This is a genomic window from Kitasatospora sp. NPDC091335 (assembly GCF_044757205.1).
Classification (GTDB): domain Bacteria; phylum Actinomycetota; class Actinomycetes; order Streptomycetales; family Streptomycetaceae; genus Kitasatospora.
The window spans coordinates 215837-230495 of the sequence record NZ_JBIVUM010000002.1 but is presented as its reverse complement, the minus strand read 5'-3'; the positions used below and the strand labels follow the sequence as shown (position 1 = coordinate 230495).

12 protein-coding genes are annotated in these 14659 nt (G+C 75.3%); 8 read left to right on the top strand and 4 right to left on the bottom strand.

The features are described from left to right. Positions 1-4 precede the first annotated feature (4 nt). A complete protein-coding gene (locus tag ACIQOW_RS05905) occupies positions 5-901 on the bottom strand; it encodes a hypothetical protein (RefSeq protein WP_401080164.1) in 897 nt (298 codons plus the stop codon). A 254-nt stretch (positions 902-1155) separates the two neighbouring features. On the opposite strand from ACIQOW_RS05905, the gene ACIQOW_RS05900 reads away from it, so the two are divergent. Both ACIQOW_RS05900 and ACIQOW_RS05895 read left to right on the top strand, forming a co-directional pair. Further along, a complete protein-coding gene (locus tag ACIQOW_RS05900; protein ID WP_401080162.1) occupies positions 1156-1602 on the top strand; it encodes a hypothetical protein in 447 nt (148 codons plus the stop codon). A 26-nt stretch (positions 1603-1628) separates the two neighbouring features. Next, positions 1629-4400, top strand: coding sequence for a toxin glutamine deamidase domain-containing protein (locus tag ACIQOW_RS05895; RefSeq protein WP_401080160.1), 2772 nt, complete (start codon positions 1629-1631; stop codon positions 4398-4400). A gap of 191 nt (positions 4401-4591) precedes the next feature. On the opposite strand, the gene ACIQOW_RS05890 is transcribed toward ACIQOW_RS05895, so the two are convergent. The 3 genes from ACIQOW_RS05890 to ACIQOW_RS05880 all read right to left on the bottom strand — a co-directional run bounded on the left by ACIQOW_RS05890 (position 4592) and on the right by ACIQOW_RS05880 (position 6744). Further along, on the bottom strand, positions 4592-5464 hold the full coding sequence (locus ACIQOW_RS05890) for a hypothetical protein (protein WP_401080158.1): 873 nt from the start codon (positions 5462-5464) through the stop codon (positions 4592-4594). Between the two features lie 216 nt (positions 5465-5680). Further along, entirely contained in the window at positions 5681-5941 is a 261-nt protein-coding gene (locus tag ACIQOW_RS05885; protein WP_401080156.1) for a DUF397 domain-containing protein, read from the bottom strand. Continuing rightward, the gene (locus ACIQOW_RS05880) at positions 5938-6744 is read right to left on the bottom strand and encodes a helix-turn-helix domain-containing protein (RefSeq protein ID WP_401080153.1); all 807 of its coding nucleotides are present in this window, start codon (positions 6742-6744) and stop codon (positions 5938-5940) included. The genes ACIQOW_RS05885 and ACIQOW_RS05880 overlap by 4 nt, the downstream gene beginning before the upstream one ends. 232 nt (positions 6745-6976) lie before the next feature. Between ACIQOW_RS05880 and ACIQOW_RS05875 the strand changes: the two genes are divergently transcribed. The 6 genes from ACIQOW_RS05875 (at position 6977) to ilvD (ending at position 14633) form a co-directional block, all read left to right on the top strand. Continuing rightward, the gene (locus ACIQOW_RS05875; protein WP_401080151.1) at positions 6977-8269 is read left to right on the top strand and encodes an SUKH-4 family immunity protein; all 1293 of its coding nucleotides are present in this window, start codon (positions 6977-6979) and stop codon (positions 8267-8269) included. Positions 8270-8408: 139 nt separating this feature from the next. Continuing rightward, the gene (locus ACIQOW_RS05870) at positions 8409-9263 is read left to right on the top strand and encodes a glycerophosphodiester phosphodiesterase (RefSeq protein ID WP_401080149.1); all 855 of its coding nucleotides are present in this window, start codon (positions 8409-8411) and stop codon (positions 9261-9263) included. Between the two features lie 151 nt (positions 9264-9414). Next, positions 9415-10377, top strand: a complete 963-nt coding sequence (locus tag ACIQOW_RS05865) for a Ppx/GppA family phosphatase (protein ID WP_401080147.1) — start codon at positions 9415-9417, stop codon at positions 10375-10377. Between the two features lie 617 nt (positions 10378-10994). Then, the gene (locus ACIQOW_RS05860) at positions 10995-11822 is read left to right on the top strand and encodes a sugar phosphate isomerase/epimerase (RefSeq protein ID WP_188296338.1); all 828 of its coding nucleotides are present in this window, start codon (positions 10995-10997) and stop codon (positions 11820-11822) included. 45 nt (positions 11823-11867) lie between these two features. Continuing rightward, positions 11868-12638 carry a class I SAM-dependent methyltransferase gene (locus ACIQOW_RS05855; RefSeq protein WP_401080145.1) on the top strand — a complete coding sequence of 257 codons (771 nt, stop codon included), beginning with the start codon at positions 11868-11870 and terminating at the stop codon, positions 12636-12638. A gap of 150 nt (positions 12639-12788) precedes the next feature. Continuing rightward, positions 12789-14633, top strand: coding sequence for a dihydroxy-acid dehydratase (gene ilvD / locus ACIQOW_RS05850; protein ID WP_401080143.1), 1845 nt, complete (start codon positions 12789-12791; stop codon positions 14631-14633). The last annotated feature ends 26 nt before the right edge of the window (positions 14634-14659 follow it).

Genomic DNA, 14659 nt, shown 5'->3' with positions numbered 1-14659 from the left:
CCGGTCAGGCCTTCCTGGCCTTCTTGCCCGGGTCGGCCGGGTGCGGGGCGACCTTGCGGTCGCCCTTGGTGGCGATCCGCTCCTCGCACAGGCGGGCCAGCACGTCGTATCCCGCCCTGCCCATCAGCTCGGTGAGTTCGGGGCGGTAGCCGACGTACACCGGCTCCGCGCCCTGGTGGGCCGCCGGGGCGCCGGTGCACCACCAGTGCAGGTCGTGGCCGCCCGGGCCCCAGCCGCGGCGGTCGTACTCGCCGATCGAGACCTGGAGGTAGCGGGTGTCGTCGGGGCGGTCGATCCAGTCGTAGGTGCGGCGGATCGGCAGCTGCCAGCAGACGTCCGGCTTGGTCTCCAGCGGCTCGCGGCCCTCCTTGAGCGCGAGCGCGTGCAGCGCGCAGCCGGCGCCGCCCGCGAAGCCCGGGCTGTTCACGAAGACGCAGGCGCCGCCGACCCGGCGGGTCTGCCGGTCGCCGTCCTCGTCCAGCATGGTGATGCCGCCGTCGGCGACGATCCGGCCCTCGGCGTCGGTGCCCTCGGCGAAGTTCTCCCAGAGCTCGGGGGTCAGCCGGTCCGCGTGCGACCGGACGCGCTTCTCGTCGTCCTCGTCCGAGTAGTGCGCGCCCAGCGTGCAGCAGCCGTCCGACTCGCCGCGGCCCTCGCGGATGCCGTGGCAGCCCTGGCCGAAGACGCAGGACCAGCGGGAGGTCAGCCAGGTGAGGTCGCAGCGGAAGACCTGCTCCTCGTCGGAGGGGTCGGCGAACTCGACCCAGGCGCGGGGGAAGTCGAGCGGGACCTCGTCGCGCGGGATCTCGCGGCGCAGGGTCGGCATCGCGAGGTCGACGGGGGCGGGGGCGGCCTTGGGCTTCGCCTTGGCCTTCTTCTTGGACGTGTCTGCTGGTGCCACTCGGCAAGGGTAGAACGTTCGGGGGCACAGACGCGGTGGCGGGACCGGTGGCGGGGCCGGTGGCGGGGTCCGCGGGGGCGGTGGCGGCCGCGGTGAAGGCGGGGTGAAGAGGTCCGGAGGGCCCTGCGGGCGGCCCCGGCGGCGCGCCTAGGATGGCGGCCGGTCCGCTACGAGGCCCGCGACGGGTCCGCTACGAGGCCCGCTGCGATGCCGCTACGAGGCCCGCGACGGGTCCGCGACGGGGAGGTACGGGGATGGCAGGCGGCAACACCGGGAAGTCCGGCCGCGCGGGCGGGGAGTTCGCCCTCAGGCCGTGGGAACTGCACGGTGAGGGGCGGGAGTTCGAGCGGATCGGCGGCGAGCTGACGAAGGCCGTCGCCGCCCTGGAGCAGGGCCTCGCCGCCCTCGGCGCCCCCTGGGGGACGGACCGGCCGGGCAGCGGCTTCGCGGCCGTGTACGGTCCGGCGCGCGGAGAACTCGTCGGCGGGCTGAGGGGGGTGGCCGGACGGGTGACCGGGGTCGGGGCCGGGCTGCACACGATGGCCGCGCGGACGGCGGACGCGGACAGCTCGGCGGCGAGCGGGTTCGGGGCGACGGCGGTGCCGGAGGCGGCAGGGGCGCCGGGCGTGCCGGGCTCGGCAGGGGTGCCGGGGGCAACCCCGGGGGCGGCTCCCGTCGTCCCCCAGGACATGTCGGTCTGACGGACCCGGCTCGGAGGGGGAAGCGCGTGTCCAGGAAACTGCCGGAGGAACTGGTCCCGGTGCTGGTCAGGACCGGCCGGCAGTGGCCGCAGGCCGACGAGGAGGGCCTGCGCAAGGCGGCCGGGGTCTGGCGCGAGTTCGGCCGGGAGGCCGACCGGCTCACCCGCCGCTGCGGCGAGTCCGTCCGGCGGGTCACCGCCGACAACTCCGGCCACGCCGTCGAGTCCTTCGGCGCGTACTGGCAGACCTTCAGCGGCAGCGGCAGGGGCCACCTGGACGACGCGCACAGCGCGGTCGGACTGGTCGCCGGGGCCTTCGACACGGCCGCGCGGGCCGTGGACACCTGCAAGGCCGAGATCATCGCGACCCTGAACCAGCTCGCCGCCGACCTCGGGCAGGCCGAGGAGCAGGCGGCCAGGGCCCGGGTGGAGGCCGGCCGGGTCGCCACGGCGGCCGCCGGGGGACCGGCGCGGAGCGGGGTGACCGGCGGGCTGGAGAAGTCCGTCGGAGACCTCGCCGCCAAGGTGCGGAGCACCGCCACCGAACAGGTCGCGGCGGGCCTGGCGGCCGTCGCCGTCGAGGCCGCCGGGCTGAAGATCGGCGGGCTGCTCGCCGAACTCGGCCGTGCCATGAAGGACGCGCTGGCCGGGGTGCTCAAGGAGCCGGCCGCCGTCGCGCTGCTGAGGCTCGGCACCGCGCAGGGGACGGGGATCACCGCCGCCTCGTACCGCACCGGCGCGTTCGACCCGCTCGCCGCCGGGCTGCCCGCCGCCCTCGGCGAACCGGGCGTGCTCGGCGCGGACGGCTCCGGGCTGGTCCTGCTCGCCGGGAAGGACGGCAGGCCGCTGGTCGGCGTCCCCGGGCTGACGGTCAAGGTGGACGGGCACGGTACGCCGGTCCTCGGCCCGGACGGGCAGCCGGTCATCCTCCGCGCCGACGGCACGCCGGTGGCCGACGCCTCCGGGCTGCTGGTCGTCCCGGGGCCGGACGGCAGGCCGGTGGTCGGGGTGGCGGACCTGGCGGTCCGGCTGGACGAGCACGGGCGGCCGGTGCTCACCGACGAGGACGGGAAGGCGGTCCACGGGGTGCCGCTCGCCGGGCTGACGCCGGGCACGGACGGGCCGGGTGCTCCGGGTGCTCCGGGCGTTCCGGGTGCTTCGGGTGCCGACAGGCCGGGCGCGGGGGCGGGGACGCCCGACGGGCCGGGGGAACCGAAGACACCGGGCGTCGTGACGGTGGCCTCGGCCGCCCTGGCGGACCCGGGGACGGTGCTCGGCGGGCCGGACCCGGCGGGTGTGGCGGGCGCGCCGACGGGTGCGGCGGCGTCCGTGGCCGGGTACGTCACCGGGGGCTCGCCGGGGCAGCACCGGGCGACGGGCGGTGGCGTCGCCGGTGGTGGTGGTGGCGGCGGTGGCGGTGGCGGGGACTGGGCCCTGCCGGAGCGGGACACCGGGGCGCAGGCGCGGTCCGTCGCCGCGCCGGTCCGCCAGGGCGGGGGGCCGGCGGGCCGGTCGGACGGGGACTACCCGCTCCAGGCGCCCGCGGCGGTTTCGCACAGCGGTGGCAGCGGCAGTAGTGGCAGTAGTGGCAGCGGCGGCGGTGGCGGCGGCCCGGTGACGGTGCGGACGGACTCGGTGAGCGCGCCGGTCGCGCCCGTCACCGCGCCGTCCCCCGGTGGCCCCGCGCACGGCCCGGCGCCGGAGGCTCCGCCGGCGGTCCGGCCGGTCGGGGTGCCCGGACAGTTCGGGACCCCGGTGTACGGCGGGTACCAGCCGGCCGGTTCGGTCGGCACCGTCGGGCCAGGGCCGCTGGCGGGCGCCGCCGGCGGGCCGGTGAACGTGGCGGCACCGTTCGGCAGCGGCGTCGGGGCGGGGCCGGCCGTCGGCGGGGCGCAGCCCGGTGCGGTGGCCAGGCCCCCGGCCGGCACCGTGCCGCACCCGGTCGTCGGGCCGCCGCCCGTCCACGCCGTGCCGCCGCCCCCGGCCGTACCGCCGGTCGTCGGCACCACCCCGGTGATCGGCCGGCCCGAACCGCACCCGCTGGACGGCAGGCGGCGGGAGAGCGCGGCGGGCACCGCCGACCCGACCCCCGCCTGGGGTGTGGTCCCGGTCGCGACCGCCCATGCGATGGCCCTCCAGCTCGCCCTGCGCGCACGGCGCGGAGCCCCGCCGTACGATCCGGCGGTCCGGCCGCGCAGCATCGCCGACAGCCGTCCGTACGGCCTGCCGGGCGGGCTCGCGCCGGTCGACCCGGAGCACCAGGCCGAACTCGAACGCCGCGTGCCAGGGGGCGGAGACGGCCTGCCCGCCCGTCACCCCGACCCGGCCGCCGGCGGCTGGGCGGAGGCGGTCAACGACGGCGGCTACCGCGAACCGGGCCGGGCGAACAACAGCCTGGAGATCGCCCTTTCGGCGGTCGAGTGCTACACCGGCCGCCCGACCTGTGCGGCCCCCCGCGTCCCCACCGAGGGCGACGCCGGGGAGCGTGGCGGCCGGGACCGCGCCGAACGCGAACTCGGCGCCCCCTTCAGGGACCTGGGTGACGGCGACCGGGCGTTCGAGCGCCTCGCCGACGGCCTCCGCCGGGCCGGCCACGGCTCCCAGGCCGTGCTCCTCACCCTCGACGCCTACGGCCGCCCGCACGCCTGGAACGCGGTGAACCACCGGGACGTCGTCACCTACCTCGACCACCAGCTCGCCCGCCGGGCGCCGGTCCCGCTCCACCTGGCCACCCACGGTCTCTGGGCCATCGCCCTCACCCCGGAGGGGCGGCCCCTCGCCCTCGCCCCCGCCGCGTGATCCCCCGCGCGCCAGAAGTCGGCCAGGTCGACTTCTCGTGTGCAGGCCGCTGGCTCTTCTTCCGTCGTGTCGTCTGCGGCCTTCAGGGCCGAACCGCGCCCTCGTCCCGGCCGCATGGCCCGTACGCCTCTGCGTGAGAAGTCGGACGGGCCGACTTCCGGTGCCGGCTGAGGGTGTGGCCAGCGGGCGTGTCAACGGGTGGGCAGGGCTGGGGTGCCGTGACTTCGGAGGGTGTCGCGGATTCGGGCGGCGTGGCGGTGGACGGCGGCTGGTGGGAGTGCGCCGGGGCGGGGTGGTGGGGGTGCCGGGGTGCCGTGGCAGGTGCGGCAGAGGCCGCCGAGGAGGGTGTGGGGGCGGCAGGGGGTGCGGCAGGCGGTGCATTCGGGGATGCGGGTCGTCTGTGGTGGGCGGGGGCGTTCCGGGGGGAGTTTGTCGATCAGGCGGCGGCGGGTGAAGGCGGCCGGGCTGTGGATGTCGGGCGGGAGGCCGTTGGTGAGGGCGATGGTGAAGAGGGCGGGGGTGGTGCCCCGGGCGAACCATTCGGCGGCGAGGGGTTCGAGGGTGGTGCAGTCGGCGGCGGAGAGGGCGAGGCGGGGGTCGGCGAGGCCGAGGCCGGCGAGGGCGGCGTAGGCGGCCGAGGGGAGCGGTGTGTGGTTGCGGACGGGCGTTCGCTCGTCCGGGGGATCGGGATCGGCGGGCGTTGACGCGTCGCCGCTGTCGTTGGTGCCGCCGGTGGCGAGGAAGTGGTTCCACCAGGCGTCGGAGCGGGGGGTGCGGGAGAAGTAGGTGTGGAACACCCAGCGGCAGTCGGTGGAGCTGAGGCGTTCGCGGACGCGGCGCAGGTGGCCTGCGGTGGAGAGCCTGGTGAGGGCGGTGCGGCAGGCCATCTGGCCGTAGTGGGGCTGGAGGACGGCGAGGGTCTTGACGTCCATGGCGGCGCCGTCGGGGAGGTGATCGATGAGCGAGGCGAGGTAGGCCTCGCGGGCCGGGAGGTGGGCGAAGTCGGTCGCGGAGCGGGGGAGTTGCTCCGGGGCGGACTGCTTGCCGTACCCGGGCGCGGCCATGGCGGTATTGTCGTGGGTAGCCACAGGATCGATTCCTAGTCTTCGATCGTGCCGGTCAGACCCCCGTTCGGTGCTGGTAACACCGGTCGGGGGTTGTTTCGTTGCTGCGCACGCTACATGGCCGAACTGCCTGTGGAAAAGTCGTGACGATAAGTCATATCTGCTGCTAGCAGGGCCGGTTAGGTAGGTGGTTTTACCTCACCGTTCCCTTGAGGGTCACTCGGCCCGCGCGGCTTGAGCTTCGGGCGCGAACGAGACGAAAGCGGACCAGGCCTCGGGGGAGAAGGCGAGGGTCGGGCCGGCCTTGTCCTTGGAGTCGCGGACGTGAATGGTGGAAGGGCAGGCGGCGACCTCGACGCAGTCGCCGCCCTCGGTCCCGCTGTGGCTGGACTTCACCCAGGCGACAGCGACTTCGACGCAGTCGCCGCCCGCAGTTCCGCTGTAGCTGGACTTCACCCAGGTCGGGCTGGTGCTCATAGCTCCTCCGCCAACTTGTTGATGAAACGGGCTGACTCCTCAGGGCTGAGAGCCTGCCGCTGAATCGTCGCATGGCGCTGCCACAGTCCATTGACCTTCTCCGGGTCGGAGTAGAGGAAGCCGATGGCCTGGCCTTCCTCGTAGGCGAGGCGCTCGTGCTCGGGAGTCTCCAGCAGGACGAATGCGCCGTTGACTCCGGGGTGAAGTGTGGTGCCGGGCACGACCTGGATGTCGATGTGCCGGGGCTTGCCGACCTCAAGGAGACGCTCCAGCTGCTCCTTGTGCCCTGCGGTGGTGCCGATCCGGCGCAGGAGGGCGAACTCGTCGATGAGGAAGTTGAACGACTTGGTCTGGTTGCCGAGGATCTCCTGGCGAGCCAACCGGGCAAGGAGCCGCGCCTCCAGGGTTTCGTCGTCCATCGGTGGCCAGTGCACGCTCAGCAGCGAGCGGACAGTGGGCTCGGTCTGGAGCAGACCGGGGATGAGCTGATTTTGGTACGAGCTCAAGACAATGGCCTCGGGCTCGTACTGCATGAGGTCGTGTGAGAAGGGGGCGAACCTCTCCGGCACCATGAATGCGGCTGCCGCGACCAGCATCCCGTTCGCGTCACACAACTCATCTGCGGCTTGGAGTAGTTGGAATGTCGGCCGCCGCCGACCCGCCTCCATCGACCGCACGCTCTCGATGTCGTAGTGGGACGCCTGGGCCAACTGTTCCCGTGTCACGCCCGTCCGCTGGCGAAAACGCTTGACCTGATCGCCGCCGTACTTCCAAGCCATCGGGTACTGCTTCGGCGTGCTCACGGCTCCGCACCCCCTCCTGCCCTGGTCGCAGGGCGGTCAAGCTCTCGCTGCAACTGCGCTGTTGCTCCCGAGGCTATGCCCGCCTGTCGAGGCTTGAAGAGGGAAATGGCCGAACTCAGCTCTTCGGAGTGAAACCTTCCGTGCCCCCACCGGAAGTCGGCCCGGCCGACTCCCGGCGCGCGGGGGGCGTAGGGTCGCGGGTCGGGGAGCGGACGGGACGGGGGTGGGGCCGGTGGTTTCGCGGGCACAGGCGGTGGAGGCGGGGCACCGGTGGATCAACGGGGACCTGCCGCAGGGCGCCGGCCCGGTGCGGCGGGTGTGCACCCACGAGTTCGAGCTCGGCTGGGTGGTGTGGGCCGAGCCCGCCCGGGTGCCGGTGGACCCGCGGACGGGGGAGCGGCGGGCGCCCGAGGAGGTGGGGGCGGCCTGCGCCGTGGTGGACCGGGAGAGCGGACGGTTCACGGTGTGGCCCTCGGTGCCGGTGGACGAAGTGGTCGGGCTGTACCGGGACTTCGTCGGCGCCGGTGCCTACGACCCGACCCGCCCGCCGGCGACCGGCCGGGGCGCCAGGGCCGAGCTGACCTACCGGGACGCCGCGGGCGAGGAGCGGTCGCTGGCGCTGCGCTCGGCGGCGGGCCTGCCGCACCCGGCGCTGCGCGGCTGGTGGTGGCTGCGCGAACAGGGCGTCACGGCCGAGGACGTGCTGGCCGTCCGGACCGACCTGCGGCCCGGCGCCCTGCCCGGCGGCTACTGGTCGTACGCGCTGGCCGCCGAACTGCCGCACGTCCGGATCGACTTCGACCTCCCGTACGGCCCGCGCTTCGACCACCGCGCCGCCGCCGTACGGGCGCTGCCCGCGCCGTCGGACGGTCCGGCCCGCAACCGGGTGCCCTTCCCCCGGCCGGTGCGCGCCGACCCCGGCGAGCCCGACGCCGCGCTCGCCGCCCGGCTCGCGGAGCGGTTCGGCCCGGCGGGCGTGCGGCGCTTCGACCCGGCGGACGTCGTCCGCGCCGAGCTGCCCGGGGACGCGGCCGCGCTGCTGCTGGCGGTGGGCCTGCCGGTGGCCGTACCGGGCTTCTTCGCGCTGCACCACCCGGGCGCCGGGGCGATCGCTGACGGCGTCCGCCAGGGCACCGTGCTGCCGCCGCTCGCCGCCCACCTGGCCGGACTCGGCCGTGGCACCCGGGCAGCCGGGCGGGAGCGCCTGGCGCTCGCCGGACCGGTGCTGCTGGGGACGGACGGCTGGGCGCTGCTGGCCCTCGACCCGGCCGACGGCGCCGTCCTGGCGGTGGACCCGGACTACGCGACCGCCCGCCACTGCAACGCGGGCCCGCGCGCCTTCGTCCGCTGCCTGGAGGTGTTCGCCGGCTGGTGGCCCGCCCTGCGCGGGCTCGACCCGGTGGCCGCCGGCGAGGCGGTGGACGCCCTGCAGCGCGCCCTGGTGGAGGCGGACGGTACGGTCTTCGCCGACCCGGAGAACTGGTGGGCCGTCATCGTGGAGCAGCTCTGGGACGGCCTGTTGTGACAGCACGTCGGTCGGGCGGCCGGGGAACCGCACACCGCCCCCGCGCTGTCGGTACCCGGGACACCGCACCACCGCAGCCGACCACCATCCGCAGCAGCACCCGCAGCAGCGCCCGAAGCAGGACCTGGAGCATCGAGCCGTGACCGCCCCGCCCCGCGCCGCCCGTACGGCCGTCCTCGCCGCCCTCGCGGTCCTGGCCGCCGGGTGCGCCTCCGGCGGCCCCGTGCTGCGGGCCCGCCCGGCCACCGCGCCGCCGGTCTGCGAGTCCCCGGTGGTGATCGGCCACCGGGGGTCTCCGCGCAAGGCGCCGGAGAACACCATGGCCTCCTTCGACACCGCCCTCGACCAGGGCGCCGACTGGCTGGAGACCGACGTGCAGACCACCAGGGACGGCGTCCCGGTGCTGATGCACGACTCCACCGTGGACCGCACCACCAACGGCAAGGGCGCCATCGCCGACCTGACCGCCGCCCAGATCGCCGCGCTGCGGGTGACCATCGGCCCCGGCCCCGCCCAGCCGGTCGCCACCCTGGACCAGCTGCTCAAGCGCCTGGCCGACAGCAACGCCACGCTGCTGATGGAGATCAAGTGGCAGCGCCCGGAGGACGTCGCCAGGATCGCCGGGATGGCCGCCGGCAGCAGGGCCCGCGTCGTCCTCTACTCCTTCTCCGCCGACCACCTGCGCCAGGCCCACGCGGTCGCGCCCGCCCTGCCGATGGTGCTGATCCAGAGCGGCGCGATCGCCGAGGACGCCGGCGACCTGCCGCTGCGCGGCATCGCCCTGGAGAGCGGCCTGGCCAGCTCCGCCCGGATCGCCGCCGAGCGCCGTGCCGGGCACGAGGTGTACGTCTGGACGCTGGACAGCGAGGAGTCCTGGCAGCTGATGGCGGCCAGGGACGCCGACGGCCTGATCACCGACACCCCGGCCCCGGCCCGCCGCTGGGTGGACGCCAACTGCCCCACGGAGCGCGGGGGCGGGCCGCGCGGGCACTGACGGCCGGGGCGGGCGCGGACAGCCGGTGCGGTGCGGCCGTGCCCGGCCCGCGACAACGGATCACCACCGGGCCCGCCGCCCGGTCCGGGACCAGCGCGAATACCGCCGCACCCCCTCTCGCCAGGGCCCGCATCGCGTAGCGTGGAGATTTATGCGACTCGGTGTGCTCGACGTAGGTTCCAACACGGTCCACTTCCTCGTGGTCGACGCCCATCCGGGCGCCGCGCCGCTCCCCGCGTACTCGCACAAGGCGGAGCTGCGCCTGGCCGAGCTGCTGGACGCCGACGGTGCGATAAGCGAGGCCGGCGTCGAGCGGCTGATCGGCCACATCGCCTCCTCGCTGCGGGTCGCCGAGGACAAGGGCGTCGTCGACATCCTCCCGTTCGCCACCTCCGCCGTGCGCGAGGCCGCCAACGGCGAGGAGGTGCTGCGCCGGGTGGCCGCCGAGACCGGCGTCGAGCTGCGCGTGCTCTCCGGGCAGGACGAGGCCCGGCTCACCTTCCTGGCGGTCCGCCGCTGGTTCGGCTGGTCCTCGGGCCGGCTGCTCAACCTGGACATCGGCGGCGGCTCGCTGGAGATCGCCTGCGGCCTGGACGAGCAGCCGGACGTCGCCGCCTCGCTGCCGCTGGGCGCCGGCCGGCTGACCGCCCGCTGGCTGCCCGGGGACGTCGCCGACCCGGACGGGCTGCGCGAGCTGAGACGCCACATCAGGGCCGAGCTCGCCACCGTGGTCGCCGAGATCACCAGGCTCGGACCGCCGCGGCACGCGGTCGCCACCTCCAAGACCTTCAAGCAGCTGGCCCGGATGACCGGCGCGGCCCCCGCCGACGCCGGCCCGTACGCCGACCGCCGGCTCACCCGCAGCGGGCTGGCCGCCTGGCTGCCCCGGCTGTCCGCGATGACGGTCGCCGAGCGCGCCCAGATCCCCGGCGTCTCCGAGGGCCGGGCCAAGCAGCTGCTGGCGGGCGCGCTGGTCGCCGACGCCGCGATGGACCTGTTCGGTCTGGAGGAGCTGGACGTCTGTCCGTGGGCGCTGCGCGAGGGGATCATCCTGCGCCGCCTGGACGCCATGGACAGCTCCGCCGACCGCCGCCGCCCGGCGCTCACGCCGTAGCCCGGCCGCGGCCGTCCGCGCCCGCGCGAACCCGCGCGAGCCGGTCCGGGCCCGGGCGGCCGTCCCTCCGGGGGAGGCGGCCACGGGCGGCCACCGGCCGGCCACTCCGGGACAACGTGCCGATGGTCACTGCGCCGGTCGTCCCGCCCCGTTCGCGGCGCGCTCCGCTTACGCTGTCTCCCGTGGTGCAAGCAGCGGGCGAGGACGGATCGCAGGAGGACCGCGCTCCCGGGAACGGGCGGTCGCGGTCGGACGGCCCGCGCCGCCGGCTCGGCAAGGCGGTCACGGGCGCCACCGCCGGACAGGCCGCCAAGCAGGCCGCGAAGGCCGTCAAGGCGGCCCGGCGCACCGCGAAGCAGGCCGCCGCGAAGCCGCCCGCCCCCGAGGCTCCCGCCAGGAAGAAGGGCACCGCCGCGAGGAAGACGGCCGCCGCGAAGCAGGCCGGCAGCAAGCGGACCGCCGGAAAGCGGGCCGGCGCGAAGCAGGCCGCCGCCCCCAGGGAGACCCGCACCGCCCGGGCCGCCGGCGCCGCCAAGGCCGCCGTCCAGTCCGTCCGCTCGGTCAAGGCCGCCAAGCGCGACGCCGCCCGCCCGCCGCTGCTGCGCACCACCGACCGGCTGGTGCTGCCCCGGCACCCGGCCCTGCACATCCCCGACACCAAGGTGGCGCTCTCCACCGCCTCGGTGTACCCGGCGAGCACCGCCGTGGCCTTCGAGCTGGCCGCCAAGCTCGGCTACGACGGGGTCGAGGTGATGGTCTGGAACGACCCGGTCAGCCAGGACCTCGACGCCCTGCGCCGCCTCTCCGACGCCCACCGGTTGCCCATCCTGGCCGTGCACGCCCCCTGCCTGCTGATCACCCAGCGGGTGTGGAGCACCGACCCGTGGACCAAGCTGGTCCGGGCCAGGGCCGCGGCCGAGAAGCTCGGCGCGAGCGCCGTCGTCGTCCACCCGCCGTTCCGCTGGCAGCGCCAGTACGCCAGGGAGTTCGTCGAGGGCATCGGCCGGATGGCGGGCGAGACCGACGTCCGCTTCGCCGTCGAGAACATGTACCCGTGGCGCTACCGCGACCGCGAGATGCTCGCGTACGCCCCGGGCTGGGACGTCACCGACGAGGAGTACCGGCACTTCACCATCGACCTCTCGCACGCCGCCACGTCCCGGATCGACACCTTCGCCATGGTCGAGCGGATGGGCGACCGGCTCGCCCACGTCCACCTGGCCGACGGCAGCGGCTCCGGCAAGGACGAGCACCTGATCCCCGGCCGGGGCAAGCAGCCCTGCGCCGAGCTGCTGGAGCACCTCGCCCGCACCGGCTTCGACGGCCACGTGGTGCTGGAGGTCAACACCCGCCGCTCCGCCTCCCCCGCCGAACGCGAGGCCGATCTGGCCGAGGCCCTCGCCTTCACCCGCTTGCACCTGGCCACCCCCTCGCGCGTACGCTGAGCCGTCCGGCCGGCCGGACGCGAACCGCCGTACGGAGGAGGGCACATGACGGAGGGCCGGGACTACCGCGAGGCCGCCCGGAGCTTCGGCGGGGTCGCCGCCGAGTACGAGCGGGGCCGCCCCGGCTACCCCGACGGCCTGTTCGACGCGCTGGAGCGGCTCTGGGGCCGCGGCCTGCGCGGCGCCCGGGTCCTGGACGTCGGCGCGGGCACCGGCATCGCCACCCGGCTGCTGGCCGCGCGGGGCGCGGAGGTCGTGGCCGTCGAGCCCAGCCCCGGCATGGCCGCCCGGTTCCTCGCCTCCTCGCCGGCCCTGCCGCTGGTCCGGGGCACCGGCGACGACCTGCCCTTCCACGACGGCTCCGCCGACCTGGTCAGCTACGCCCAGGCCTTCCACTGGACGTACCCCGAGAAGTCCGTCCCCGAGGCGGTCCGGGTGCTGCGGCCGGGCGGTGCCGTGGCCGCCTGGTGGAACGTGTACGACGAGACCGTGGCGTGGATCCGGGCCAGGGACCGGCGGATGGCCGCCGCCCTCCCCGACCGGTACCGCGGCTACGGCGGGATCGACCACCACGTCGGCCACTTCGCCCCGGCCGGCCTCGCGGTCGAGCGGACGGTGCTGCGCTGGGAGCGGCGGGTCCCCGTCGACCACGTGCTCACCGACCTGACCTCGCGCTCCTACCTCGCCTCGCTCGCACCCGGGGAGCGCGCGCCGGTGCTGGCCGCCGAACGGGAGGCCATGCTCGCCGAGTTCCCGGACGGCATCGTGGTCGAGCCGTTCGCCCTGGACCTCACCGTGGCCGTCAAGCCGGGCTGACACCGGCCGCGCCGGCCCGCCCGCCGCCTGCCCGCATCGCGGACGGGCCGTCCGCCGTCCGGACGGCGGGCGTAGGCTCGGTACCCACAGCGGCCCCCGAACCCTCCCACCAGCGGGGCGCCGGCGACAGCCCCGAAGGAGTGGAGCGCAGTGCCCGAGCTGAGGTCCCGTACGGTCACCCACGGTCGCAACATGGCAGGCGCCCGGGCGCTTCTCCGGGCGGCCGGCGTAGCCCGCGAGGACTTCGGCAAGCCGATCATCGCGGTCGCCAACTCCTTCACCGAGTTCGTCCCCGGCCACACCCACCTCCAGCCGGTCGGCCGGATCGTCTCCGAGGCGATCAAGCAGGCGGGCGGCATCCCGCGCGAGTTCAACACCATCGCGGTGGACGACGGCATCGCGATGGGCCACGCCGGCATGCTCTACTCGCTGCCCTCGCGCGACCTGATCGCCGACTCGGTCGAGTACATGGTCAACGCCCACTGCGCCGACGCCCTGATCTGCATCTCCAACTGCGACAAGATCACCCCGGGCATGCTGATGGCCGCGCTGCGCCTGAACATCCCGACCGTCTTCGTCTCCGGCGGCCCGATGGAGGCCGGCAAGGCCACCCTGGTCGACGGCACCGTGCGCAAGCTCGACCTGGTCGACGCGATCTCCCAGGCGGTCAACGAGAACGTCTCCGACGAGGACATCGCGATCATCGAGGAGAACGCCTGCCCCACCTGCGGCTCGTGCTCCGGCATGTTCACCGCCAACTCGATGAACTGCCTGACCGAGGCGATCGGCCTCTCGCTGCCCGGCAACGGCTCGGTGCTCGCCACCCACACCGCCCGCAGGGCCCTGTACGAGGACGCCGGGCGCACGGTCGTCGAGATCACGAACCGCCACTACGGCCAGGACGACGCCTCCCTCCTGCCCCGGGCGATCGCCACCCGCGCCGCCTTCGAGAACGCCATGGCCCTGGACATCGCCATGGGCGGCTCGACCAACACCATCCTGCACCTGCTCGCCGCCGCCCAGGAGGCCGAGCTGGACTTCGACCAGCGGGCCATCGACGCGATCTCCCGCAAGGTGCCCTGCCTGTCCAAGGTCGCGCCCAACGGCTCGTACTACATGGAGGACGTGCACCGGGCCGGCGGCATCCCGGCCCTCCTCGGCGAACTGCACCGGGGCGGGCTGCTCAACGAGGACGTCCACACCGTGCACGCCGACTCGCTCGCCGAGTGGCTCAAGACCTGGGACGTGCGCGGCGGTTCGCCCTCCGCCGAGGCCGTCGAGCTGTGGCACGCCGCCCCCGGCTGCGTCCGCTCCGCCGAGGCCTTCTCGCAGTCCGAGCGCTGGGAGTCGCTGGACACCGACGCGGCCGGCGGCTGCATCCGCAGCGTCGAGCACGCCTACTCGGTCGAGGGCGGCCTGGCCGTGCTGTACGGCAACCTCGCCGAGGACGGCTGCATCGTGAAGACCGCGGGCGTGGACGAGTCGATCTGGACGTTCAGCGGCCCGGCCGTCGTGGTCGAGTCCCAGGAGGACGCGGTCGAGGCGATCCTCGCCAAGCGGGTCAAGGAGGGCGACGTCGTCGTCATCCGCTACGAGGGCCCCAAGGGCGGCCCCGGCATGCAGGAGATGCTCTACCCCACGTCCTTCCTCAAGGGCCGGGGCCTGGGCAAGGCCTGCGCGCTGGTCACCGACGGCCGCTTCTCCGGCGGCACCTCGGGCCTGTCCATCGGGCACGCGTCCCCCGAGGCGGCCTCCGGCGGCACCATCGCGCTGGTCGAGGACGGCGACACCATCGCCATCGACATCCCCGGCCGCCGGATCTCCCTGGAGGTCCCGGACGAGGTCCTGGCCGAGCGCCGCCGCGCCCTGGAGGCCGCGGGCGGCTACCGGCCGAAGAGCCGCGACCGCCAGGTCAGCCAGGCCCTGCGGGCCTACGCGGCGATGGCCACCTCCGCCGACAAGGGCGCCGTCCGCGACGTGAGCAAGCTCGGCTGAGACCGGACCGCCACGGAGGAGCCGTC

Bases quoted from the DNA above. Each gene is read 5' to 3' on its own strand.
- ACIQOW_RS05865 (WP_401080147.1), top strand. From the start codon at position 9,415: ATGCGACTCGGTGTGCTCGACGTAGGTTCCAACACGGTCCACTTCCTC.
- ACIQOW_RS05885 (WP_401080156.1), bottom strand. From the start codon at position 5,941: ATGAGCACCAGCCCGACCTGGGTGAAGTCCAGCTACAGCGGAACTGCG.
- ACIQOW_RS05900 (WP_401080162.1), top strand. From the start codon at position 1,156: ATGGCAGGCGGCAACACCGGGAAGTCCGGCCGCGCGGGCGGGGAGTTC.
- ACIQOW_RS05890 (WP_401080158.1), bottom strand. From the start codon at position 5,464: ATGGCCGCGCCCGGGTACGGCAAGCAGTCCGCCCCGGAGCAACTCCCC.
- ACIQOW_RS05855 (WP_401080145.1), top strand. From the start codon at position 11,868: ATGACGGAGGGCCGGGACTACCGCGAGGCCGCCCGGAGCTTCGGCGGG.